The organism is Mycolicibacterium sp. MU0050 (assembly GCF_963378085.1).
Classification (GTDB): domain Bacteria; phylum Actinomycetota; class Actinomycetes; order Mycobacteriales; family Mycobacteriaceae; genus Mycobacterium; species Mycobacterium wendilense.
In genome coordinates this window covers 2,158,181-2,180,193 of record NZ_OY726395.1, presented here as the reverse complement: position 1 = coordinate 2,180,193, position 22,013 = coordinate 2,158,181, and the positions used below count along the sequence as shown (strand labels likewise).

The window sequence follows — 22,013 nt, the reverse complement described above, 5'->3', positions numbered from 1 at the left end:
CGCCATGGACATCCTCACCGCGCTGCAAACGGCCTCGGCCCAACTCATCGGGCCGTCGGCGATCTTCTACGCGCTGTTGGCCATCGGGCTGAACCTGCACTTCGGTTACACCGGGCTGCTGAACTTCGGCCAGATAGGCTTCGCGCTGCTCGGCGGCTATGGCGTCGGCGTCATGACCGTCACCTACCAGCAACCGCTGTGGGTCGGCGTGCTGGTCGGCCTCGCCGCGGCCGGTCTGCTCGCCGTCGTCCTGGGCATCCCCACCCTGCGACTGCGGGCCGACTATCTGGCCATCGCGACGATCGCGACGGCCGAGGTGCTCCGGCTGATCTTCCGGTCCACCGCGGCCGACCCGGTGACCGGGTCGACCAACGGCCTCTACGGTTTCGCCGACCCCTTCACCAGGTTCAGCCCGTTCGACTCCAGCAAGCAGTACTCGCTGCTGGGGATGAAGTTCGTCGGCGACGACCTGTGGGCCATGGTGGTCGGCTGGACACTGGTCGTGGTGCTGTGCGTCTTCGTCTACCTGCTCACCCACAGTCCGTGGGGCCGGGTGCTCAAGGCCATCCGCGAGGACGAGGACGCCGCCCGCGCCCTGGGCAAGAACGTCTTCGCCTACAAGCTGCAGGCGCTGGTGCTCGGCGGCGTGATCGGCGGCATGGGCGGCGTCTTCAACGCCCTGCAGACCAAGTCCATCCACCCCGACTTCTATTCGACGTCGCAGACCTTCTATGCGTTCGGGGCGCTGCTGCTCGGCGGCGCGGCCACGGTGTTCGGACCGGTCATCGGCGCCATGCTGTTCTGGTTCCTGCTGGCCATCCCGGACGCGCTGCTGCGGCAGGCGATCGCCGGCCCCGACCCCCTGCTGCCGTTGACCGACGCGCAGGTCGGCGCCACCCGCTACATCCTGCTGGGCATCCTGATCATCCTGCTGATGGTGTTCCGACCCCAGGGAATAATGGGCCGACGACGGGAGGTGCAACTCGATGGTTGACGCCGCCGACCCGACCGCCCGTTCCGCGTTCACCGATGTCCCGGCCGAGCCCGGGTCCGCCAAACCCGACCCGATCATCGTGGTGGACAACCTGTCCCGTTCGTTCGGCGGCCTCAAGGCCGTCGACGTGGCGCACCTGGAGATCCAACGCGGCCACATCACCGGGCTGATCGGCCCCAACGGGGCCGGCAAGACCACGTTCTTCAACCTGCTGACCGGTTTCGACCGGGCCGACACCGGAACCTGGACGCTCGACGGGGTGGACATCGGGCGGCAGCCGCCGCACCGCGTCGCCCGGCACGGAGTGGTACGGACGTTCCAGTTGACCAAGGCGCTGGCGAAGATGTCGGTGCTGGACAACGTGCGCCTGGGCGCCACCGGCCAGAGCGGCGAACGAATCATCAACTCGCTGCTCCCGTTCCGGTGGCGCAAGCAGGAGGCCGAGATCACCGAGCGCGCCCGGGAGATGCTGGTCCGATTCAAGCTGGACGCCAAGGCCGACGACTTCGCCGGCTCGCTGTCCGGCGGGCAACGCAAGCTGCTCGAGATGGCGCGCGCCCTGATGACCGACCCGAAGGTCGTCATGCTCGACGAGCCGATGGCCGGGGTGAACCCGGCGCTGACCGAGAGCCTGTTGGAGCACGTCAAAACGCTGCGCGCACAAGGCATGACGGTGGTGTTCGTGGAACACGACATGGACGTCATCCGCGACATCAGCGACTGGGTGGTGGTGATGGCGCAAGGCGCCGTCATCGCCGAGTCGCCGCCCGCCGGCCTGGGCGACAACCCCGCCGTCGTCGACGCCTACCTGGGCAGCCACCACGATCAGGCCCTGGAGTTCGACGCGGACGGCAACCCGGTGGGCGCCACCGCAGAACTGGCCGAGGAGATCGAGCAGGCCGTCGCCGACACCATCGAGGCCGGGGGCGACCTGTCCGCCCCCGGAGTGGACATCCGGGGGGACCGCGATGACTGACCCCGCCGACCACGCGCAGCTGGCCGAGGGCGCCCTGCTGCGCGCCGACCACCTGGTCGCCGGTTACATCCCCGAGGTCGACATCCTGCGCGGCTGCGACTTCTATCTGCGCCAGGGCGAGATCGTGGGCATCATCGGGCCCAACGGCGCCGGCAAGTCGACCCTGCTCAAGACCCTGTTCGGACTCATCCCGGTGCGCTCCGGGGCCGTCACGCTGCGCGGCGAGGACATCACCTCGGCCGCCGCCCACGTCCTGGTCACCAAGGGCGTCGGCTACGTCCCGCAGAACCAGAACGTGTTCCCGTCGCTGACCATCGAGGAGAACCTCGAGATGGGAATCTACCTGCGGCCGGCGAAGTTTCGGGAGCGGTTCGAGTTCGTCAGCGAGCTGTTCCCGTTGCTCGCCGAACGCCGCAAGGTGAAGGCCGGCGCGCTGTCGGGCGGGGAACGGCAGATGGTGGCCACCGGCCGCGCGCTGATGATGGAACCGTCGGTGCTGCTGCTCGACGAGCCGTCGGCGGGCCTGTCCCCGATGTTCCAGGACGAGGTGTTCATCCGCTGCAAGCAGATCAACGCCGCCGGGGTCTCGGTGATCATGGTGGAGCAGAACGCCCGCCGCTGCCTGCAGATCTGCGACCGCGGCTACGTGCTGGATCAGGGCACCAACGCCTACACCGGCACCGGGCGCAACCTGATGAACGACCCCAAGGTGATCGAGCTGTACCTGGGCACCCTGGCCGGTCGCAGCGAGAAATAACCGGAAAGCACTGCGGGCCGGGCGAATCCGCCCGGCCCGCAGTGTTCTGCGCTGATCAGCCCTGCACGACGATGTAGTCCGTCGTCGTCAGCTTGTTGTCCGCACCGAACTCGAGGCGCCCGTAGGAACCCACGGACGGCTCGCCGGCCGGACCGAAAGCCAGCTCGCCGGTGACGCCGTCGTAGTCGATGTCCTCACCGGCCCGAATCAGGTCGCGGCACTCGGCGAACGTCGTGCACTTGGTGCCGTCCCGGGTGACCGAGTTGATGTTGGCGGCGATGTCGACACCCGCCGTCGACCCGGCCTGTTCGGCGGCGAGCGCCGAGACCACCACGGCGTCGAAAGCCTCACCGCCGTAATTGAAGTCGACCAGGCCGGGATCCACCGCGGTCAGCCGGCCCTCGAACTCGGCGCCGACGTCGGTCAGCGGGGTGGTGCCCTTCATGCCCTCGAGCAGCCCGGGCGCGACACCCTCGCCGAGGGCGTTGCCCATGTTGCCGTCGGTGCCGTAGACCAACATGCCGTCCGACGGGCCGATTCCCACCTCGTGCATCCGGGTGATGATCTTGGCGGTCTCCTCGAAGCCGAGCACCGCCACCGCATCCGGGTTGAATTCCTTGACACGGTCGACCTCGGCGTTGAAGGACTGCGCATTCGGGTCGTAGATGATCTTGGTGATCTGATCCGAGGCGATGCCGGCGGTCTCCAGGTTCTCGACGGCGTTGGCCGCCAACCCGGTCCCGTACGGGTCGTTGAGCGCCACGATGGCCACGCGCTGCGCGCCGTCGCCGGTGATCAGCTCGGCGAGCGCCTGCGCCTGCAGCACGTCGGTGGGCGCGGTGCGGAAGTACATGCCCTTGTCCGGGTAGCAGACGAACTGGTCGGAGGTGTTGGCGGGCGAGAACATCACCACACCGGCGCTGGCGATCTTGTCGATCACCTTCAGCGACACGGCCGACGACGCGGCGCCGATGATGACGTCGACCCCCTCGGCGAGTTCGCGGTCCACCGTGGCGTTGGCGGTGTCGGTGGTGGTGTCGCCGGAGTCGCCGGTGACCAGGCCGACCGGCTGATCGAGTACCCCTCCGGCGTCGTTGATCTCGGTGACTGCGACCTTCACGGCGGCCACCTCGGGCGGGCCGAGGAAGGCCAGGGTCCCGGTCTCCGGCAGTAGCGTGCCGATCTTGAGCGGGCTGGTGTCCGGTGTCGCGCCGGCCGTGGCCTGCGGCGGATCACACTCCGTAGACGCGACCTCGGCCTCGGTCTCGGTGGCAGTCGTTGCGCCGTCGCCGGTGGCCGCCGTGTCGTCGCTCTCCTCGGTCGAGCATGCGGTCAAGGCGAGCGCGGTCACACCCGCTACCGCGAAGACACGAGCGAGGGTCCCAGTTTTCATCGAGAAACGCTCCTAATCGGTTGTCCTGTGCGCCCCCCAGGGCAGGTACGCGTCTCGCACGCTAATGCGTGGTTGTTACCGGCGATGTCAGGAAGGCCCCTCGTGACCAATCTGTTATACAACCGCCTCAGCCGGCCGGGGCCTCGTCCTCCGGAGCGTCCAGCGTCTCGACGATCACCTCGGCGACCCGCTTCATCGTGGTGCGGCGGTCCATGGCCGCGCGCTGGATCCACTTGAAGGCCTCGGGCTCGGTCATCGACTGCTTGGCCTGCAGCAGGCCCTTGGCGCGCTCGACGATCTTGCGGGTCTCCAGCCGGTCCGACAGCGTCGCCACCTCCTGCTCCAGCGCGCTGACCTCGGAGAACCGGCTGACCGCCAACTCGATCGCGGGGATCAGATCGGTGATCGAGAACGGCTTGACCAGGTACGCCATGGCACCGGCGTCGCGGGCGCGTTCGACGAGGTCGCGTTGACTGAACGCGGTGAGCACCACGATGGGGGCGATCCGCTTGCCGGCGATCTCGGCGGCCGCGTCGATGCCGTCCCGCCGGGGCATCTTGACGTCCATGATCACGAGGTCGGGCTTGAGCTGCTCGGCGAGCTCGACAGCCTCCTGACCGTCGCCGGCCTCCCCGACCACCTCGTAGCCTTCCTCGCGCAGCATTTCGGCCAGATCCAGGCGGATCAGGGCCTCATCCTCGGCGATGAGAACGCGGTGCGGTCGGGTGCCCTCGGCGTGGGGTTCGGTCATGTCGCCTATTGTCGCGTGACGTTCAACGCCGGGCGAGCGCGGGCACGGTTTTGGGCATCATCTAAGGTGGTATCTCGCACCGACGGTGCTTGCCCTCGTATCCCAATTGGCAGAGGAAACGGATTCAAAACCCGTCCAGTGTGAGTTCGAGTCTCACCGAGGGCACCAACCCGTCTGACCGGCTAATCCAACCCGTTGGCCAGCGTCAGCGACTCCCCTGACTGGCAGCGCACCCGGCCGGTCACCAGCGCGAGCACGGCGTTGGCCACGTCCTGCGGCTCCAGTAGTCCCGGACGCGGGCGGCTTTGCGCGAACATCTCTTCGGCGTCGGCGCGTCCTGGGTTCCCCAGGTCCGGCCGGATCACCCGGTATGTTTCCGGGTTGTGGATCATCGCGGTGTTGACGCCGGCGGGTAGCACCGCGTTGACGACGATCCCGTGCTCGGCGACCTCGTGGGCCAGCGACTGCACCAGCGCCACGACCCCCGCCTTGCTCGCGGCGTAATGGCCGGCGTTGGCCACACCGGTCTTCGCGACGATCGAGGAGGTCGCCACCAGATGTCCTGAGCCCCGCTCGATGAGTATCGGCAGCACCGCACGGAAGGTGTTGAACACGCCGGTCAGGTTGATGTCGAGCATTGTGCGCCAACGCTTCTCGGACATCTCGACGGTGGCCGCACCGCTGGCGATACCGGCGTTGGCAATGACGATGTCGAGGCCGCCGAGTTCCTGCGCCGCGGCGGCCACCTGCCGCATGTCCTCGAGATCACGGACGTCGGCGGTGCGCGCGACGCAGCGGCGCCCGGTCGACTCGACCAGTTCCGCCGTCTCGCGCAGGTCCGCGGGCGTGGCGAGCGGATAGTCGACTTCATCTACCGGCGCGGCGATGTCGCAGACGACAACGTCGGCGCCCGCGCGTGCCAGCGTCACGGCGTGCGCTCGCCCCTGTCCGCGGGCGCCACCGGTGATGAGGACGATCTTGCCGTCGAGTGTCATGCCTTCGAGTGTCATGCAGTCCCCTGACTTTGCGTTCTCCATTAGACCGGCGCGGTAAAGGGAATTCGTCGAGTTATCCCCAGTCTCGACTTGATCCACAGCCGGAGAGATTCGCAAGGCGATGGCGTCTCGGCCGAATTAGGGTCGAAAGCATGTTCGAACAGTTGCCCTCCCCCGAGTCGTTGGCCCGTGCCGACGATGCCGCGGTGGTGAGCGCAATCGAAGCCTTCGGGCGCGCCGAGAACAGCGCCGCGGCCGCCCGTCTGGCCGCCGTCGCCGAACTCATGGCGCGGCGCCTCTTCGATGACGACGACGAACGCGACAAGTGGGCCTGCGACGGCTGGGACAGCGTCGCCGCCGAGGTCGCCGCGGCGCTCGGACTCAGCCACCGCCGCGCGTCCGGCCAGATGCATCTGGCCCACGCCCTGCGCACCCGCCTCCCCCGCACCGCCGCCAAACTCGCGGCCGGCGCCATCAGCCTGCGCACCGCGGCCACCATCGCCTGGCGCACCAAGCTCGTCGAGACCTCCGAAGCGTTGGCCACCATCGACGCCGAGCTCGCCGCCCGGGCCGCCGGGTGGGGTCCGCTGTCGGACAGCCGGCTCGACACCTCCATCGACGCCGTGCTCGACGAACACGACCCGGACGCGAAACTCGAGTACCACGTCGGCGCCCGCGCCCGCGACATCCAATTCGGCAAACCCGATGACACCACCGGCACCACGTCCGTTTTCGGCAGCCTCACCAGTCCCGACGCCACCCTGTTCGATCGCCGCATCCGCGCCATGATCGCCAACATCTGCTCCGACGACCCCCGCACGGTCGGTCAACGACGCTCCGACGCCGTCGGACTGCTGCTGTCCGGCGCCGACCGGTTGGCCTGCCGCTGCGGGAAATCCGACTGCGGCGGTGCCGGCACCGATGACCGCGCCGGCACCGTTGTCATTCATGTGGTCGCCGAGGAACGCGCCGTGCGACAAGCCTCCACGGCCATGACCCGGCCCGCCAGGACGCCGAGCAACCAGGCTGCGCCCACCGAGACCGAAGCCGCCCCAACCGAATCCGGGGAGCCGGACACGGGCCGTCGCCCCGCCGCGGTGCTACAGGGCGGACGCGTGGTTCCCGCGCCGCTGTTGGCCGAGCTGATAGCCACCGGCGCCACCCTCCGGCCGCTGCGCGCCCCGGACCAGGCGGCCGAACCCCGCTATCGCCCCTCGGCCAAGCTTGCGGCCTTCATCCGGGCACGCGACCTCACCTGCCGGTTCCCCGGCTGCAACGCCCCGGCCGAACGCTGCGACATCGAACACACCATCCCGTATCAACGGGGCGGTCCGACGCACCCCTCGAACCTGGCTTGCCTATGCCGAAAACACCACTTGCTCAAGACATTCTGGACCGAGTGGGCCGAGACTCAGCATCCGGACGCCAGCATCACCTGGACCACGCCCACCGGAAAGACCTACACCACCTACCCGGGCAGTAGGGCCGTGTTCCCGAACTGGGACACCAGCACCGCCGCGCTGCCGCCAGCCGCGAAACCCGCGGCCTCCGACGCCGATCGCGGACTACAGATGCCCAAGCGAAAGCGCACCCGCAGAGCCGAACAGGCTCAGCGGATCAAATCCGAACGGGCCCGCAATGGTTCCGGCTGACTCAGGCGTCCTGCTGCGGCAGCAGGGCCTCGAGAGCGGGTCCGGTGATGCGCCGGAACGCACGCCGCGGCTTGGTGGCCTCCAGGACCGCGACCTCCAGCGTCGCCGCGCCCAGAACACGCGGCTCGCTGTCCCCCTCGGTGGCCTGCAGCGCGTGGACGGCGGTCTGCATCGCGTCGGCCAGTTCGGCGTTCTCGGTGTAGGAGTCCTTGAGCGCCGCGATGATCGGATCGGTGGTGCCGCCCATCACCACGAAATGCGGCTCGTCGGCAATCGACCCGTCATAGGTGATCCGGTACAGCTCAGGCGCTTTCGACTCGCCGAAGTGCGCAACCTCGGCCACGCAGAGCTCCACCTCGTAGGGCTTGGCCTGCTCGGTGAAGATCGAGCCCAGCGTGTTGGCGTACACGTTGGCCAACTGGCGGCCGGTGACGTCGCGACGGTCGTAGGCGTAGCCCCGGGTGTCGGCGAACTGGATGCCGCCGCGGCGCAGGTTGTCGAACTCGTTGAATCGACCGACCGCGGCGAAACCGATGCGGTCGTAGAGTTCGCTCACCTTCTGCAGCGACCGCGACGGGTTCTCCGCGACGAAGAGCACGCCGTCGGCATACGCCAACACGATCACGCTGCGGCCGCGGGCAATGCCCTTGCGCGCGAGCTCGCTGCGTTCGCGCATCGCCTGTTCGGGCGAGATGAAATACGGAAAACTCATGCGTCACCCCGCGGCGCGGCGTTGATGCCGGCATTGTCGTCGGGACCAAAAGTATCGGCGCGCGACCGGCTGGCGACCACCTCGCGGGCCAACTCGGCGATGCGCTCCTCGGGGACGTCCTCGGCCCCGTTGGCGTCGATGGTGACCGCGGTCGGGTAGATGCCGCGAACCAGGTCGGGTCCGCCGGTGGCCGAGTCGTCGTCGGCGGCGTCGTAGAGCGCCTCGACGGCCACCGCGAGGGCGGAATCGGCGTCGGTGACCCGGGAGTACATCTTCTTCATCGCCGACTTCGCGAACAGCGAACCCGAGCCCACCGACTGGTAGCCCTCGACCTCGACATTCCAGCCGCCGGCCGCGTCGAACGACACGATGCGACCCGCGCCCCGCGGATTGGGGTCGTCCAGGTCGTAGCCGACCAGCAGCGGCAGCGCGACGAAGCCCTGCAACGCCGCACCGAGATTGCCGCGCACCATGGTGGCCAGCCGGTTCACCTTGCCCGGGAAGGTCAGGGCCACGCCCTCGAGCTTCTCGTAGTGCTCGAGCTCCACGGCATACAGCCGGGCGAACTCGACGGCGATGGCCGCCGTGCCCGCGATACCGGTGGCGGTGTAGTCGTCGGTGATGTAGACCTTCTGCACATCGCGCCCGGCGATCATGTGGCCCTGCGTCGAGCGCCGGTCACCGGCGATCAGGACCCCGTTGGGGTACTTCAGCGCCACGATCGTGGTGCCGTGCGGCAGGTCGGCACCCGAACCGATCGAATCCCGGACGTTGGGCAGCAACTCCGGCGCCTGCCGGCGCAGCAGATCAGCGAACGACGAGAGGTCGGTTATGGGTGACTGAGGGGTCAGGCGATCACTGGAAGCGTTGAACGACCAGCTCACTGGCCACCCTTTTGCACGTATGCGCGCACGAAGTCCTCGGCATTCTCCTCGAGGACGTCGTCGATCTCGTCGAGCAGATCGTCAGTGTCCTCGGCCAGCTTCTCGCGACGTTCCTGGCCTCCGCCAGACCCCGAATCGAGATCGTCGTCATCGCCGCCGCCGCCACCACGCTTGGTCTGCTCCTGAGCCATCGCTAATCCTCCTGTGCAACGCCAGATGTAATTCCACACTACCGGGCGATATCCGGATTGCCCCGGATAGCAGCTAGTTCGTGAGCTGCTCGACCAACTCGGCCGCGCTGTCCACCGAATCCAGCAGCGCGCCGACGTGCGCTTTGCTGCCGCGCAACGGCTCGAGCGTCGGGATGCGCACCAGCGAATCACCGCCCAGGTCGAAGATCACCGAATCCCAGCTCGCCGCGGCGATGTCGGCGCCGAACCGCCGCAGGCACTCCCCGCGGAAGTACGCCCGGGTGTCCGTCGGCGGATTGTCCACCGCGTCGAGCACCTGCTGCTCGGTCACCAGCCGCTTCATCGAACCCCGCGCCACCAGCCGGTTGTACAGGCCCTTGTCCAGCCGGACGTCGGAGTACTGCAGGTCCACCAGGTGCAGCCGGGGCGCCGACCAGCTCAGGTTCTCCCGCTGCCGGAAGCCCTCGAGCAGCCGCAGCTTGGCCGGCCAGTCCAGGATCTCGGCGCACTCCATCGGATCGCGCTCCAGCAGATCCAACACCTCGGCCCAGGTCTCGATGACGTGCGAGGCCCGCGGATCCGGGTCCCGGCTGTCCACCAGCTTGGCCACCCGATCCAGGTAGATGCGTTGCAGCGCAAGGGCGGTCAGCTCGCGCCCGTCGGCCAGCGCGACGGTGGCGCGCAGCGTGGGGTCGCGGCTGATGACATGGACCGCGTGCACGGGCCGGGCCAACGCCAGATCCGACAGGTCGACGTTCTCCTCGATCAGATCGAGGACCAGCGACATGGTGCCCACCTTGAGGTAGGTCGACGTCTCGGCCAGGTTGGCGTCGCCGATGATGACGTGCAGCCGGCGGTACTTGTCGGCGTCGGCATGCGGCTCGTCGCGGGTGTTGATGATGCCGCGCTTGAGGGTGGTCTCCAGGCCGACCTCGACCTCGATGTAGTCCGCGCGCTGCGACAGCTGAAAGCCCGGCTCGTCGCCGGAGGGACCCAGCCCGACCCGTCCCGAGCCGCTGATGATCTGCCGCGACACCAAGAACGGCGTCAACCCGGCGATGACCGCCGAGAACGGGGTCTGTCGGCTCATCAGGTAGTTCTCGTGCGAGCCGTAGGACGCGCCCTTGCCGTCCACGTTGTTCTTGTACAGCTGAAGCTTGACGGCCCCCGGCACGGACGCCACGTGGCGCGCCGCGGCCTCCATGACGCGTTCGCCGGCCTTGTCCCAGATGACCGCGTCCAAGGGGTCGGTGACCTCGGGCGCGGAGTACTCCGGGTGCGCGTGGTCGACGTACAGCCGGGCCCCGTTGGTCAAGATCATGTTCGCCGCGCCCACCTCGTCGGCGTCGACGATGGGCGGCGGCCCCGACGAGCGGCTCAGGTCGAAACCACGCGCATCACGCAGCGGAGATTCCACCTCGTAGTCCCACCGTGTCCGCTTGGCCCGCTGAATTCCCGCTGCCGCGGCATAGGCGAGCACCGCCTGCGTGGAGGTCAGGATCGGGTTCGCGGTCGGGTCGGACGGCGACGAGATGCCGTACTCCACCTCGGTGCCGATGATCCTCTGCATAGCTGCCAGCCTAGTGGGGGCGGCCGCCGGGTAGCTCGTGGCCCGTGTCGATGCTTGCGCGACACCCCCGTAGTTGGTGGAGTTGGGTCCGAGATGACCACCGATTCCGCGGCTGCGGCCGAGCACTGGTTTCTGCGCAACGGTCTGCCGTATGTGCTGCGGCCGGGCACGCTGGTGCGGCGGGTGTGGTCGCGGTCGGCGCCCGCGCTCGTCGCGTTCGCCGTCGTCATGGCGTCGTCGATTCTCGTGGTCGCGGTGACCGGCAAACACACCATCGACATCGACGGTTCCCCGACGCGCACCGAATGGTTCGTCCTTTTCGTCGTCGTCCTGGTGCTGCCCGTGGCCGCGGCGGCCGGCTGGCTGACCAACCGCATCGAATCCACCGGGCGGCGCCGCGCCGCCTCGACCGTGGCGGTGGCGGTGGCGATACTCGGCGCGCTGCTGGGCGGACCGAGCGCGCTGATATTCGTCGACCTGGCATTCGACGCCGTGGTCATCGCGGTGATATTGCTGTGCACCGCAACGGGACTGGGAGCCATCCTGGGCTGGGCCGCCCGGATGACGCTGACCAACCTGGCCTCGATCGGTGCGCTGATGCTGCGCGCGCTGCCGGTGATGCTGCTGACGGTGTTGGTGTTCTTCAACTCGCCGGTGTGGACCATGGTCTCGACCATCAGCCGCGCCCGACTCTGGCTGGCGCTGCTGTTCCTGTTCACCATCGCGGCGGTCTTCCTGGTGTCGAACACCCTGAGCCGGGTCCGGCCCATCCTGGAGCCCGACGCCAAGCGCCCCGAGGACGCAAACGCGTTGGCGGGCACCCCGTTCGAGCGCCTTCCGGACCGTCCCCGCCGGGTGCCGCTGTCGCGGCCGGAACGCTTCAACGTGGTCTACGTGGTCGCGCTGTCCCAGGTGGTGCAGGTGCTCACCGTCGCCATCGCCACCGGGTTGATCTTCTGCGTCTTCGGCCTGATCCTGATCAGCCCGGAACTGTTGGCGGCGTGGACCGGCGGCGGCCCGTCGGACGGCCAGTTCCTCGGCATGACCCTGCCGGTGCCGGAGGCGCTGATTCAGATCACGATGTTCCTGACCGCCCTGACGTTCATGTATCTGGCGGCCCGCGCGGTCAGCGACGCCGAGTATCGCGGCCAGTTCCTCGACCCGCTGCTCGACGGCGTCCGACAAACTCTGGTGGCGCGCGACCGTTACCGCACCTATACGGCCCGGAACTGACGCACAATTACCGCGTGTCACAGATGCGGGCGGTACACGAATGGTTCCTGCATCGCGGATTGCCTCTGGTACTGACCCGACGGGTGCGCTCGCGCGCACTGATCGCGAGGTCGGCGCCGATGGTCGCGGCCCTGGGGGCGCTCTTCGTGGTGGTCCTGCCGGTCATCGCCGACGGCTGGTCCCGGGCGGCGCTGGGTACCGCGTCGACGTTCCTGCTGGTGTCCCTGCTGGCGGTGTGGCTGACGTATCTGGGTTTCGGCTCGATTCTGCTGTGGGCCTTCAGATTCGCCTGGGTGCAGCTGGGCGCGTTGGGCACCCTGATGAGTCGTGCGCTGCCGCTGCTGATGTTGACCGTGGTGGTCTACTTCACCGGCGAGCTGTGGCAGCTGGCCGCCCGGATGAGCCGCGAACGGCTCTGGCAGACAATCGGATTCCTGGCCGCGGTCGCCGTGCTGTTCATGGTCGCCACCATTCGCGACGAGGTACAGGCGCTGCGTGAGGACCGCGCGGGCCCCTCGGACCCGGTGGAACTGTTGCGCGGCACGCCGCTGGCCGTTGCCGGCCGCCCGTCCCGCACACCGCTGTCGCCGGCCGAACAGATCAACGTCGTGGCGGTCATGGTGGTGGCCCAGGCCATCCAGGTGGTGCTGTTCACCGCCGGGCTGTTGTTGTTCTTCCTGGCCCTGGGCATCATCGCCATCCCGGACGACGTCACCGTGCTGTGGTCCGCCGAGCAGACCTGTGCGGTCGGTGAACCACCGTGTGCGGGCACGTGGTTCGGCATCGCCGTGCCCATCCCGCAGACGGTGGTACACACGTCGCTGTTCGTCGCGGTGCTCTCGGGGCTGTACTTCACCGTGAGTACCAGCGTCGACCCGTTGTACCGGCAGCGCTTCTTCGAACCGCTCATCGCCGACGTCGCGGTCAGCCTGGCCGGCCGCGACGCCTACCTCGAGATGGAGCGGGTCTAGAGGTACTGCCCCAGGTTGCTCTCGGTGTCGATGGCGCGGCTGGCGCTGGAACTCTTGCCGGTCACCAACGTGCGGATGTACACGATCCGCTCGCCCTTCTTGCCCGAGATGCGGGCCCAGTCATCGGGATTGGTGGTGTTGGGCAGGTCTTCGTTCTCGGCGAATTCGTCGACGATCGAGTCCAGCAGGTGCTGAATCCGCAGGCCCTTCTGCCCGGTTTCCAGCACCGACTTGATCGCGTTCTTCTTCGCCCGGTCCACGACGTTCTGGATCATCGCCCCGGAGTTGAAGTCCTTGAAGTACATGACTTCCTTGTCCCCGTTGGCGTAGGTGACCTCCAGGAACCTGTTGTCGTCGATCTCGGCGTACATCCGGTCGACGACCTTCTCGATCATCGCCTTGATGGTCAGGCTGCGGTCGCCGTTGAACTCGGCCAGGTCGTCGTCGTTGATCGGCAGGTCCTCGGTGAGGTACTTACTGAAGATGTCCTGCGCCGACTCGGCGTCCGGGCGCTCGATCTTGATCTTGACGTCCAGGCGGCCGGGGCGCAGGATCGCCGGGTCGATCATGTCCTCGCGGTTGGACGCGCCGATGACGATGACGTTCTCCAGGCCCTCCACGCCGTCGATCTCGCTGAGCAGCTGCGGGACCACCGTCGTCTCCACGTCCGAGCTCACGCCGGTGCCGCGGGTGCGGAAGATCGAATCCATCTCGTCGAAGAACACGATCACCGGGGTGCCCTCGGAGGCCTTCTCACGGGCCCGCTGGAAGATCAGCCGGATGTGCCGCTCGGTCTCACCGACGAACTTGTTGAGCAGCTCGGGGCCCTTGATGTTGAGGAAGTACGACTTGGCTTCCCGGGACTCCTCGCCGCGCAACTCGGCCATCTTCTTGGCCAGCGAGTTTGCCACCGCCTTGGCGATGAGCGTCTTGCCGCAGCCGGGCGGACCGTAGAGCAGGACCCCCTTGGGCGGCCGCAAGGCGTACTCGCGGTAGAGGTCCTTGTGCAGGAACGGCAGCTCCACGGCGTCGCGGATCTGCTCGATCTGCCGGGTCAGGCCGCCGATGTCGTGGTAGCTGACGTCGGGCACCTCCTCGAGCACCAGATCCTCGACCTCGGCCTTGGGGATCCGCTCGAAGGCGTAGCCGGCCTTGGTGTCCACCAGCAGCGAGTCACCGGGACGCAGCTTGCGGGGCCGCAACTCCAGCTCGGCCTCCGACAGCGACTCGGCGACCTCGGCCGGCAGGTCGTTGGCCGCGATCAACGGCTCGGCCAGCCAGACGATGCGCTCCTCGTCGGCGTGCCCGACCACCAGCGCGCGCTTGCCGTCGGCGAGGATCTCGCGCAGCGAGCTGATCTCGCCGACCGATTCGAAACTGCCCGCCTCGACCACCGTCAACGCCTCGTTGAGACGGACGGTCTGCCCCTTCTTCAGGGTGTTGACATCGATATTGGGCGAGACGGTCAACCGCATCTTGCGACCCGAGGTGAACACGTCGACGGTGTCGTCGTCGGCGACGTCGAGCACCACGCCGTAACCGCTGGGCGGCTGGCCCAGCCGGTCGACCTCTTCGCGCAGGGCGAGGAGTTGCTGACGGGCTTCTTTAAGAGTTTCCATCAATTTCGCGTTGCGCGCGGCGAGCGAGTCGATCCTGGCCTCGAGCTGATGGACATCACGCGCGCTGCGGGCACTTCCGGCACTGCCCGCGGCCTCCGCCAACTGCTCTCGCAGCGCCGCGGCTTCGCGCCGCAACTGCTCGAGCTCGGCGGCGTCTTCGCTGGACATCGCGGTGCCGAAACCGTCCGAGTACGCTTCTGAACGCTCCGACTCACTCATGTTGCGCTCCTCTCCCGCACCGAAAGTTGGTGCAGTAACAACTTCAACGCTACCGGCGATTCAGCCATTGTGTGCGGTGTAGCAATTCGACACACCAGCGCCACTGTTAGCCTCTGCTGATTGAGTCGGCTGAACGGAAGGAAGCCTTGACCATGAAATACCTAGCCACAGGCGTGGCAGCCATCGCCGGCGCCGCTGTGATTGCCGGTGCCGCTGCCGCGGGTGTGACTTCGATTGCAGCCAGCGCGCCCGCGCCGCAGGCACAGCTCGCCGTGTTCGGAACGCCGATGCCGCAGAATCCGGTGGCTGCCGTGCCGACTGCCGACGCGCTGTACGGCGTGCTCAACGGCCTGGCCAATCCGGGCGTGCCGTTCGGCAGCAAGGGATACCTGGTCGAGGGTGGCATCGGCATCATCGAGGGCAAGACCGCGGATCGCCTGATGAAGAACGCGGTGGCGAAGGGCCTGCTGCCGCTGTCCTTCTCGATCGCCGACATCGCCCCGGCCGGACCGGGCGCGGCGACTGCCAACGTCACGGCCTCCGGCCCGGGCATGGCGCCGACCACGCAGAACATCACGTTCGTCGACCAGGGCGGTTGGAAGCTCTCGCGCGGCTCGGCCTCGCAGGTGCTGTCCATGTTCGCCGGGTGAGTTGACCCACCGCATTTCGTCAGTCCTGAGCGCCGCCACGATATTCGTGGCGGCGTTCGGGCTGTCGGGGTGCTCGCAGGACGGCCGCGTCGAGCGGCCGGCCCCGGTGACGCCGACGACCTCGGCGGCCCCCGCGCCCGCGGCCGCACCGCTGCCCGACCCGGCCGCGTTGACCGACGTACTGGGCCGGCTGGCCGATCCCGCCGTGCCCGGCGAAGCCAAGCTGGCGCTCGTCGAGGGCGCCACCGCCGAACAGGCGGCCGTCCTGGACAGCTTCACCAAGGCGCTGGCCGACAACCACCTGCTGCCGCTGACGTTCACGGCCACCGAACTGTCCTGGTCGGAAGCCGAGCCGGGCAACGTGTGGGCCACCGTCACCGCGGCGCCCGCCAAGCCCGAGTCCGGGCCCCTGACCTTCCCGATGGAGTTCCAGCCCACCGACGGCGGCTGGCAGCTGACCCGCGAGACCGCCGAATTGCTGCTGGCTTTCGGCGGCGACGCCGTGCCCCAGGCCCCCGCCCCCGCGGCGCCGGAACCGCCGCGCTGAGTGCCGCCGTGTGGATCGGATGGCTCGAGTTCGACGTGCTACTGGGCGACGTGCGTTCGCTGAAAGAGAAACGGTCGATGGTCCGGCCCATCGTCGCCGAGTTGCGCCGCCGATTCGCCGTCTCGGCGGCCGAGACGGGTTCGGCCGAACTGCTGCGCCGGGCCGGCCTCGGGGTGTCGCTGGTGGCCGGGGATCGTGCCCACGTGGTCGAGGTCCTCGATGCCGCCGAGCGGCTGGTGGCCGCCCGCCCCGAGATCGAACTGCTCTCGGTGCGCCGGGGCCTGGCCCGCAGCGACGACTGAATCAGACCTGACGCTTGCGCCGCAGCGGGGTCGGGGTGACGGTCCCGGGCGCCAACCGCCGGGCCGAGACCAGGAACGCCGTATGCCCGCGCATGTTGTGTTGCGGGCGCACCGCCAACCCGACGACGTCCCAACCGCGTTGCAGCGTCTCCCAGGACCGGGGTTCGGTCCAGCACTGTTGGGCCCGCAGCGCCTCGACCACCTTCGAGAGCTGGGTGACGGTAGCGACGTAGACGATGAGCACGCCGCCGGGGACCAGCGCGCGAGCCACGGTGTCGAGCACATCCCAGGGCGCCAGCATGTCGAGCACCACGCGGTCGGCCTGGGCGCCGTCCGCGGGATACTCCACGAGGTCGGCGATCCGCAGGTCCCAGTTGCCCGGGCGCTCTCCGAAGAACGTCTCGACGTTGCGCACCGCGTGTTCGGCGTGGTCGGCGCGCACCTCATAGGAGATCACCCGTCCCGTCGGCCCCACGGCGCGCAGCAACGAACAGGTCAGCGCGCCCGAACCGGCGCCGGCCTCGAGCACCGTCGCGCCCGGGAAGATGTCGCCCTCGTGCACGATCTGGGCGGCGTCCTTGGGATAGATCACCTGCGCGCCGCGCGGCATCGACAGCACGTAGTCGATGAGCAGCGGTCGCAACACCAGGAACGGGTCCCCGTTGGTCGATTTCACCACCGAGCCCTCGGGCAGGCCGATCACGGCGTCGTAGGGGATCGCGCCGCGGTGCGTGTGGAACTCCCCACCCTCTGTCAGCACCATCGTGTAGTGCCGCCCCTTGGCGTCGGTGAGTTGCACGCGGTCACCCACGCGGAAGGGACCGGTTGCGTCAGACACAGGACATCAGCCTGCCATGTCTTGTCGGTGCCTCTGCATAGGCTGCTGGGTATGCACCGTCCCGCTCTGTCACCGTCGCGGGCAGCGGACTTCAAGCAGTGCCCGCTGCTGTACCGATTCCGGGCCATCGACCGGCTGCCGGAGCCGCCGTCGGCCGCGCAGGCGCGAGGTTCGGTCGTGCACACCGCGCTCGAACAGCTCTACGCCCTGCCGGCCCCGCAGCGCGACCCGCAGACCGCGCTGGCCCTGGTGGAGCCGGCGTGGGAACTGCTGGCCGCCGAGGAGCCGGAGTTCGCCGAGACGTTCCCGCCCGAGCAGCGCGACCGGTTGCTGGCCGAGGCCCAGGCACTGCTGACGGGCTACTACCGCCTGGAGGATCCCACCCGGTTCGACCCGGATTCCTGCGAACAGCGCGTCGAGGTGGAACTCGAGGACGGCACCCTGCTGCGCGGTTTCATCGACCGCATCGACGTGGCCCCGACCGGCGAGGTTCGGGTGGTGGACTACAAGACCGGCAAGGCGCCGCCGGAGGCACGCGGCTTCGCCGAGGCCAAGGCGTTGTTCCAGATGAAGTTCTACGCCGTGGCATTGCTGCGGTCGCGCGGTGTGCTGCCGACGCGGCTGCGGCTGGTGTACCTCGCCGATGAGCAACTGTTGGACTACACCCCCGACCGCGAGGAGCTGCTGCGGTTCGAGCGCACCCTGATCGCCATGTGGCGCGCGATCCAAACCGCCGGTGCCACCGGGGATTTCCGCGCCACGCCGTCCAAGTTGTGCAACTGGTGCAGTCATCAGGCGCTGTGTCCGGCCTTCGGCGGCACCCCACCGCCATACCCGGGCTGGCCGGAGGCGACGGCGGCATGAGCAGCGAGCAGTCGAGCACGAGCTATTACCGCCGGATCTCGTCGGACACCTACGAATCGACCGACCTGACCCGCAGCAACTGGACACCCGAGATACAGCACGGCTCTCCCCCGCTGGCTCTGTTGACCAAAGCCATCGAGGAACATCTCGAGGGCTCCGGGCTTCGAATCGGCCGGCTGGTCCTCGACATCCTGGGCGCGATTCCCGTGGTGCCGCTGGCGGTCCGGGTCAGCGTGCCGCGGCCCGGCAAACGAATCACCTTGGCCACCGCCGAAATGGCGCCGGTGACCGACCCCGACCGTCCGGTGGCCCGGGTGTCGACGTGGGCGCTGGCCACCAGCGACACCACCGCCGGTGCGAGCGACCGGTTTCCCGCATTGGCGGCGACGGATCCCGAGCCGCTGCCGCCGTTCTGGTGGGACGCACCCGGGTACCTGGAATCGGTGGACTGGGAGCGCCAGCAGGACGACGCCGGCGCCCGGGTGTTCTGGCTGACGCCGAAGGTCGCGCTGGTGGACGACGAGCCCACCACCGCGCTGCAACGGCTGGCCATGGTGGTGGACTCGGCCAACGGCGTGGGCTCGGCGCTGAACCCGGAGGAGTTCATCTTCATGAACACCGACACCGCGGTGCATCTGCACCGGCTGCCCACCGGCGCGGACTTCGCGCTGCGGGCCCGCGGGTCCATCGGACCCGACGGCATCGGCGTCACCACCGCCGAGATCTTCGATCGGACCGGCTTCATCGGAACCTCGGCGCAGACGCTGTTGGTGCAGCCCCGCTAAGTCCATCATTTTCTGAATCCAGAATCTGATGTACTGTCGGGCCATGCAGACGGTACCGCTGATGCATCGGGATGCGCTGGCCCGGTTCGGTTACGCCCTGTCCGACACCACCCGGGCGCAGATCCTGATGTCACTGCGCGCGGGTCCGCGCTATCCGTCGGATCTGGCCGACGAGATCGGCGTGACGCGTCAGATCGTGTCGAATCACCTTGCGTGCCTGCGTGGTTGCGGCCTGGTGGTGGCCGCCCCGGAGGGCCGGCGGTCCCGCTATGAGCTGGCTGACGCACGGATCGCCAAGGCCCTCGACGACCTGGTCGGGCTGGTGCTGGCGGTCGATCCACAGTGCTGCTGCGCGATCGGCACCGGGGACGGCTGCTGCTGATGGCCGCCGAGTTGACCCTGACCCGACGACAGGTCCTGACCCGACGGATCCGCTGGTTCGTCGCCGCCACCATCACCTACAACATCGTCGAGGCCGCCGTGGCGATCCCGGAGGGCGCGCGGGTGTCCTCGACCGCGCTCATCGGCTTCGGCCTGGATTCGGTGATCGAGGTCTCGTCGGCGGCCGCGGTGGCGTGGCAGTTCGCCGGTCGCGACCCCGAGTCCCGGGAGAAGACGGCGCTGCGGGTGATCGCCTTTGCGTTCTTCGCCCTGGCCGCCTACGTCACGGTCGATGCGGTGGGGTCGCTGCTGGGCTCCGGCGAGCCCCCACGTCATTCGACGATCGGCATCGCCCTGGCCGCCGTGAGTTTGGTCATCATGCCGGTGCTGTCGTGGCTGCAGCGCCGCGCCGGCCGGGAACTCGGCTCGCGGTCGGCGGTCGCCGATTCGAAGCAGACGCTGCTGTGCACCTACCTGTCGGCGGTGCTGCTCGCCGGATTGGTGCTCAACAGCCTGTTCGGCTGGTGGTGGAGCGACCCCGTGGCGGCGTTGGTGATTGCCGCGGTCGCCGTGCGAGAGGGCAGGGAGGCCTGGCGGGGCCGGCACTGCTGCTAGCTGTTGTGACCTGACACGTTGTTGTCAGGCGGCGAGTCGGCTGATGGGTGGGTGTCCGCCGAGGGCGGAGTGGCCTCGTTGAGTGTTGTAGCGGTGTAGGAATCGGTCAAGTCCTCGTTTTCGTAGGCTGTTGGATGTCCAGGGGCGGGCGTGGGCCCATTCGTTGAGCAGGGTGCGGTTGAAGCGTTCGGCTTTGCCGTTGGTCCAGGGGCAGCCGGGTTTGATGAACCGGCGTTTGAGTCCCCAGGCCGTGCACACCCAGCCCCAGTTGGTGCCGTGTCGGTAGACCATGGCGTTGTCGGTCAGCAGCCGACGCACCCGCACACCGTGGCTGGCGAACCATTCCAACGCTCGGTGCAAGAATCCCGCGCAGGTCAGGTCTTTCTCGTCGGTGAGTACCTCGCTGTAGGCCAGCCGGGTGTGGTCGTCGATGGCGGTGTGCACGTAGTCGTAGCCGATGCGGGTCTTCTTGTGCCGGTTGGCCACTGACACCGCGGCGTCGCGGCCGTGCAGGCGCCACCCGCCGCCTTTGGGGATGCGGCCCAGCTTCTTGACGTCGACGTGGACCATTGATCCTGGGGTGCGGTGCTCGTAGCGGTTGGGGCTGCGCCGCGACGAGCGCACCGGCTCACCGGTGATCGGGTCGATTGCACTCAAATGCGGTACCTGGTGACGCGCCAGGATCCGTCCCACCGTCGAGGCGTGCATCCCAAGTTCAGCAGCCAGCATGACTGCGCCACGCTTGCGGCGTCGCCGCGCGGCGAGCACCTTCTTCTCGACTCGGTCGCTGGTGCGCCGGGGCATCCGGTGCGGACGCGAGGACCGGTCAGCGAGGGCTGCGTCACCACCTTCGGCGTATCGGCGCAGCCACTTGTAGACCGTGGCCCGCGAAATTCCCAGTTGTTCAGCAACCTGCGCGGGCGGCCAGCCGGCCGCGACACGCTCCACGATCAAGCGACGTGCGAACAGGTTGGTACGGGCGTTAGCGTGAGACACGAGGACCTCCTACGGGTGAATGCCAGACACATCCACTCCGTCAGGAGGTCCTCCCCATTTCAAGCAGGCGCGCCGTCAACAACCTCTCAGGTCACGACAGCTAGCCGAAGCGCTTTCGCAACGCCAGCGAGACGTAGATCAGGGCGACCAGCACCGGCACTTCGATGAGCGGCCCGACGACGGTGGCCAGCGCCTGCCCGGAGGTTGCGCCGTAGGTGGCGATGGCCACCGCGATGGCCAGTTCGAAGTTGTTGCCCGCGGCGGTGAACGCCAGGGTGGTGGTCCGTTCATACCCCAACCCCAGCACCGCGCCCAACAGGTAGCCGCCGCCCCACATGATGGCGAAGTACGCAAGCAGCGGCACCGCGATACGGGCGACGTCGACGGGGCGACTGGTGATCTGTTCCCCTTGCAGCGCAAACAGAATGACCACGGTGAACAGCAGGCCGTAGAGTGCCCACGGGCCGATCCGCGGCAAGAACGTGGACTCGTACCAGTCCCGACCCTTCGCCCGCTCACCGAGCCGCCGAGACAAGTACCCTGCGGCCAGCGGAATGCCGAGGAAGATCAGCACGGACTTGGCGATCTGCCACGGCGAGGCATCGATGGCGGCCTGTTCCAGCCCGAGCCAGCCGGGCAGCACCCACAGGTAGAACCAACCCAGGACGGCGAACATGACGACCTGGAAGACCGAGTTGAGCGCCACCAGCACGGCGGCGGCTTCGCGGTCGCCGCACGCCAGGTCGTTCCAGATGATCACCATGGCGATACAGCGAGCCAATCCGACGATGATCAGCCCGGTCCGGCACTCCGGCAGATCCGGCAGCATCAGCCAAGCCAGAGCGAACATCAGCGCGGGGCCCAACACCCAATTCAGCACCAGCGAGGAGAGCAACAACCTGCGATCGGCGGTGACGGTATCCAGGCGGTCGTAGCGCACCTTGGCCAGCACCGGATACATCATGACCAGCAACCCGACTGCGATCGGCAGCGAAATGCCGTCTACCTGAACGCTTTCCAGACCGGCGCCCAAACCGGGCAGCCACCGGCCGAGCAGTAAACCGCCGAGCATGGCGGCGCCGATCCACACCGACAGGAACCGGTCCAGAGTCGACATC

The 22,013-nt window shown here is 68.2% G+C and carries 24 protein-coding genes and 1 tRNA gene; 14 read left to right on the top strand and 11 right to left on the bottom strand.

Features of this window, described 5'->3' with window-relative positions; all coding sequences use genetic code 11:
- The first annotated feature begins 4 nt into the window (after positions 1-4).
- The 3 genes from R2K23_RS10225 to R2K23_RS10215 are packed head-to-tail and all read left to right on the top strand — an operon-like array spanning position 5 to position 2,727.
- Positions 5-994, top strand: a complete 990-nt coding sequence (locus R2K23_RS10225; protein ID WP_316516409.1) for a branched-chain amino acid ABC transporter permease — start codon at positions 5-7, stop codon at positions 992-994.
- On the top strand, positions 987-1,970 hold the full coding sequence (locus tag R2K23_RS10220) for an ABC transporter ATP-binding protein (RefSeq protein WP_316516408.1): 984 nt from the start codon (positions 987-989) through the stop codon (positions 1,968-1,970). Before R2K23_RS10225 ends, R2K23_RS10220 begins: the two co-directional genes overlap by 8 nt.
- Positions 1,963-2,727 carry an ABC transporter ATP-binding protein gene (locus tag R2K23_RS10215; RefSeq protein WP_316516407.1) on the top strand — a complete coding sequence of 255 codons (765 nt, stop codon included), beginning with the start codon at positions 1,963-1,965 and terminating at the stop codon, positions 2,725-2,727. Before R2K23_RS10220 ends, R2K23_RS10215 begins: the two co-directional genes overlap by 8 nt.
- Before the next feature lie 55 nt (positions 2,728-2,782).
- Here R2K23_RS10215 and R2K23_RS10210 read toward each other — a convergent pair whose 3' ends face one another.
- Both R2K23_RS10210 and R2K23_RS10205 read right to left on the bottom strand, forming a co-directional pair.
- On the bottom strand, positions 2,783-4,120 hold the full coding sequence (locus R2K23_RS10210; RefSeq protein ID WP_316516406.1) for an ABC transporter substrate-binding protein: 1,338 nt from the start codon (positions 4,118-4,120) through the stop codon (positions 2,783-2,785).
- A 127-nt stretch (positions 4,121-4,247) separates the two neighbouring features.
- Positions 4,248-4,871, bottom strand: coding sequence for an ANTAR domain-containing response regulator (locus tag R2K23_RS10205; RefSeq protein WP_316516405.1), 624 nt, complete (start codon positions 4,869-4,871; stop codon positions 4,248-4,250).
- Between the two features lie 91 nt (positions 4,872-4,962).
- Here R2K23_RS10205 and R2K23_RS10200 point away from each other — a divergent pair.
- Positions 4,963-5,039, top strand: a tRNA-Leu gene (locus R2K23_RS10200).
- A 14-nt stretch (positions 5,040-5,053) separates the two neighbouring features.
- Here the strand turns inward: R2K23_RS10200 and R2K23_RS10195 are convergent.
- Entirely contained in the window at positions 5,054-5,866 is an 813-nt protein-coding gene (locus tag R2K23_RS10195; protein WP_316516404.1) for a mycofactocin-coupled SDR family oxidoreductase, read from the bottom strand.
- Between the two features lie 152 nt (positions 5,867-6,018).
- Between R2K23_RS10195 and R2K23_RS10190 the strand changes: the two genes are divergently transcribed.
- Positions 6,019-7,518: an HNH endonuclease signature motif containing protein gene (locus R2K23_RS10190; RefSeq protein WP_316516403.1), complete on the top strand. Its 1,500-nt coding sequence runs from the start codon at positions 6,019-6,021 to the stop codon at positions 7,516-7,518.
- 1 nt (position 7,519) lies between these two features.
- Here the strand turns inward: R2K23_RS10190 and prcA are convergent, their stop codons facing one another.
- The 4 genes from prcA to dop all read right to left on the bottom strand — a co-directional run bounded on the left by prcA (position 7,520) and on the right by dop (position 10,875).
- The gene (gene prcA / locus R2K23_RS10185) at positions 7,520-8,230 is read right to left on the bottom strand and encodes a proteasome subunit alpha (protein ID WP_316516401.1); all 711 of its coding nucleotides are present in this window, start codon (positions 8,228-8,230) and stop codon (positions 7,520-7,522) included.
- The gene (prcB, locus tag R2K23_RS10180; protein ID WP_316516400.1) at positions 8,227-9,114 is read right to left on the bottom strand and encodes a proteasome subunit beta; all 888 of its coding nucleotides are present in this window, start codon (positions 9,112-9,114) and stop codon (positions 8,227-8,229) included. Before prcB ends, prcA begins: the two co-directional genes overlap by 4 nt.
- Positions 9,111-9,305 (bottom strand): ubiquitin-like protein Pup, encoded by a 195-nt coding sequence (locus R2K23_RS10175; protein WP_316516399.1) that lies wholly within the window; start codon positions 9,303-9,305, stop codon positions 9,111-9,113. The genes prcB and R2K23_RS10175 overlap by 4 nt, the downstream gene beginning before the upstream one ends.
- 73 nt (positions 9,306-9,378) lie before the next feature.
- The gene (gene dop / locus R2K23_RS10170; protein ID WP_316516397.1) at positions 9,379-10,875 is read right to left on the bottom strand and encodes a depupylase/deamidase Dop; all 1,497 of its coding nucleotides are present in this window, start codon (positions 10,873-10,875) and stop codon (positions 9,379-9,381) included.
- Between the two features lie 93 nt (positions 10,876-10,968).
- Between dop and R2K23_RS10165 the strand changes: the two genes are divergently transcribed.
- On the top strand, positions 10,969-12,108 hold the full coding sequence (locus R2K23_RS10165) for a hypothetical protein (protein ID WP_316516396.1): 1,140 nt from the start codon (positions 10,969-10,971) through the stop codon (positions 12,106-12,108).
- A gap of 23 nt (positions 12,109-12,131) precedes the next feature.
- Complete coding sequence (locus tag R2K23_RS10160; protein ID WP_316517194.1) at positions 12,132-13,079, top strand: hypothetical protein; 948 nt, start codon at positions 12,132-12,134, stop codon at positions 13,077-13,079.
- Here the strand turns inward: R2K23_RS10160 and arc are convergent.
- The gene (arc, locus tag R2K23_RS10155; protein WP_316516395.1) at positions 13,076-14,917 is read right to left on the bottom strand and encodes a proteasome ATPase; all 1,842 of its coding nucleotides are present in this window, start codon (positions 14,915-14,917) and stop codon (positions 13,076-13,078) included. The genes R2K23_RS10160 and arc overlap by 4 nt on opposite strands.
- A gap of 152 nt (positions 14,918-15,069) precedes the next feature.
- Here arc and R2K23_RS10150 point away from each other — a divergent pair, with 152 nt between their 5' ends.
- Genes R2K23_RS10150 through R2K23_RS10140 form a run of 3 tightly spaced genes read left to right on the top strand, consistent with a single transcriptional unit; the run spans position 15,070 to position 16,416 of the window.
- On the top strand, positions 15,070-15,567 hold the full coding sequence (locus R2K23_RS10150) for an MTB12 family secreted protein (protein WP_316517193.1): 498 nt from the start codon (positions 15,070-15,072) through the stop codon (positions 15,565-15,567).
- Between the two features lies 1 nt (position 15,568).
- Entirely contained in the window at positions 15,569-16,114 is a 546-nt protein-coding gene (lppK, locus tag R2K23_RS10145; RefSeq protein WP_316516394.1) for a lipoprotein LppK, read from the top strand.
- A gap of 8 nt (positions 16,115-16,122) precedes the next feature.
- Positions 16,123-16,416: a DUF503 domain-containing protein gene (locus tag R2K23_RS10140; protein ID WP_316516393.1), complete on the top strand. Its 294-nt coding sequence runs from the start codon at positions 16,123-16,125 to the stop codon at positions 16,414-16,416.
- Position 16,417: 1 nt separating this feature from the next.
- On the opposite strand, the gene R2K23_RS10135 is transcribed toward R2K23_RS10140, so the two are convergent.
- Entirely contained in the window at positions 16,418-17,254 is an 837-nt protein-coding gene (locus R2K23_RS10135; RefSeq protein WP_316516392.1) for a tRNA (adenine-N1)-methyltransferase, read from the bottom strand.
- Between the two features lie 51 nt (positions 17,255-17,305).
- On the opposite strand from R2K23_RS10135, the gene R2K23_RS10130 reads away from it, so the two are divergent.
- From R2K23_RS10130 to R2K23_RS10115, 4 genes are read left to right on the top strand one after another with little or no spacing between them, the layout of a single operon-like run.
- Positions 17,306-18,118 carry a RecB family exonuclease gene (locus tag R2K23_RS10130; RefSeq protein WP_316516391.1) on the top strand — a complete coding sequence of 271 codons (813 nt, stop codon included), beginning with the start codon at positions 17,306-17,308 and terminating at the stop codon, positions 18,116-18,118.
- Complete coding sequence (locus tag R2K23_RS10125; RefSeq protein ID WP_316516390.1) at positions 18,115-18,903, top strand: thioesterase family protein; 789 nt, start codon at positions 18,115-18,117, stop codon at positions 18,901-18,903. The genes R2K23_RS10130 and R2K23_RS10125 overlap by 4 nt, the downstream gene beginning before the upstream one ends.
- Positions 18,904-18,946: 43 nt before the next feature.
- A complete protein-coding gene (locus R2K23_RS10120) occupies positions 18,947-19,285 on the top strand; it encodes an ArsR/SmtB family transcription factor (RefSeq protein WP_316516389.1) in 339 nt (112 codons plus the stop codon).
- The gene (locus tag R2K23_RS10115) at positions 19,285-19,899 is read left to right on the top strand and encodes a cation efflux transmembrane domain-containing protein (protein WP_316517191.1); all 615 of its coding nucleotides are present in this window, start codon (positions 19,285-19,287) and stop codon (positions 19,897-19,899) included. Before R2K23_RS10120 ends, R2K23_RS10115 begins: the two co-directional genes overlap by 1 nt.
- A gap of 24 nt (positions 19,900-19,923) precedes the next feature.
- On the opposite strand, the gene R2K23_RS10110 is transcribed toward R2K23_RS10115, so the two are convergent.
- Entirely contained in the window at positions 19,924-20,895 is a 972-nt protein-coding gene (locus R2K23_RS10110) for an IS481 family transposase (protein WP_316516388.1), read from the bottom strand.
- Between the two features lie 100 nt (positions 20,896-20,995).
- A complete protein-coding gene (gene arsB, locus R2K23_RS10105) occupies positions 20,996-22,012 on the bottom strand; it encodes an ACR3 family arsenite efflux transporter (protein WP_316517190.1) in 1,017 nt (338 codons plus the stop codon).
- Position 22,013 lies beyond the last annotated feature (1 nt).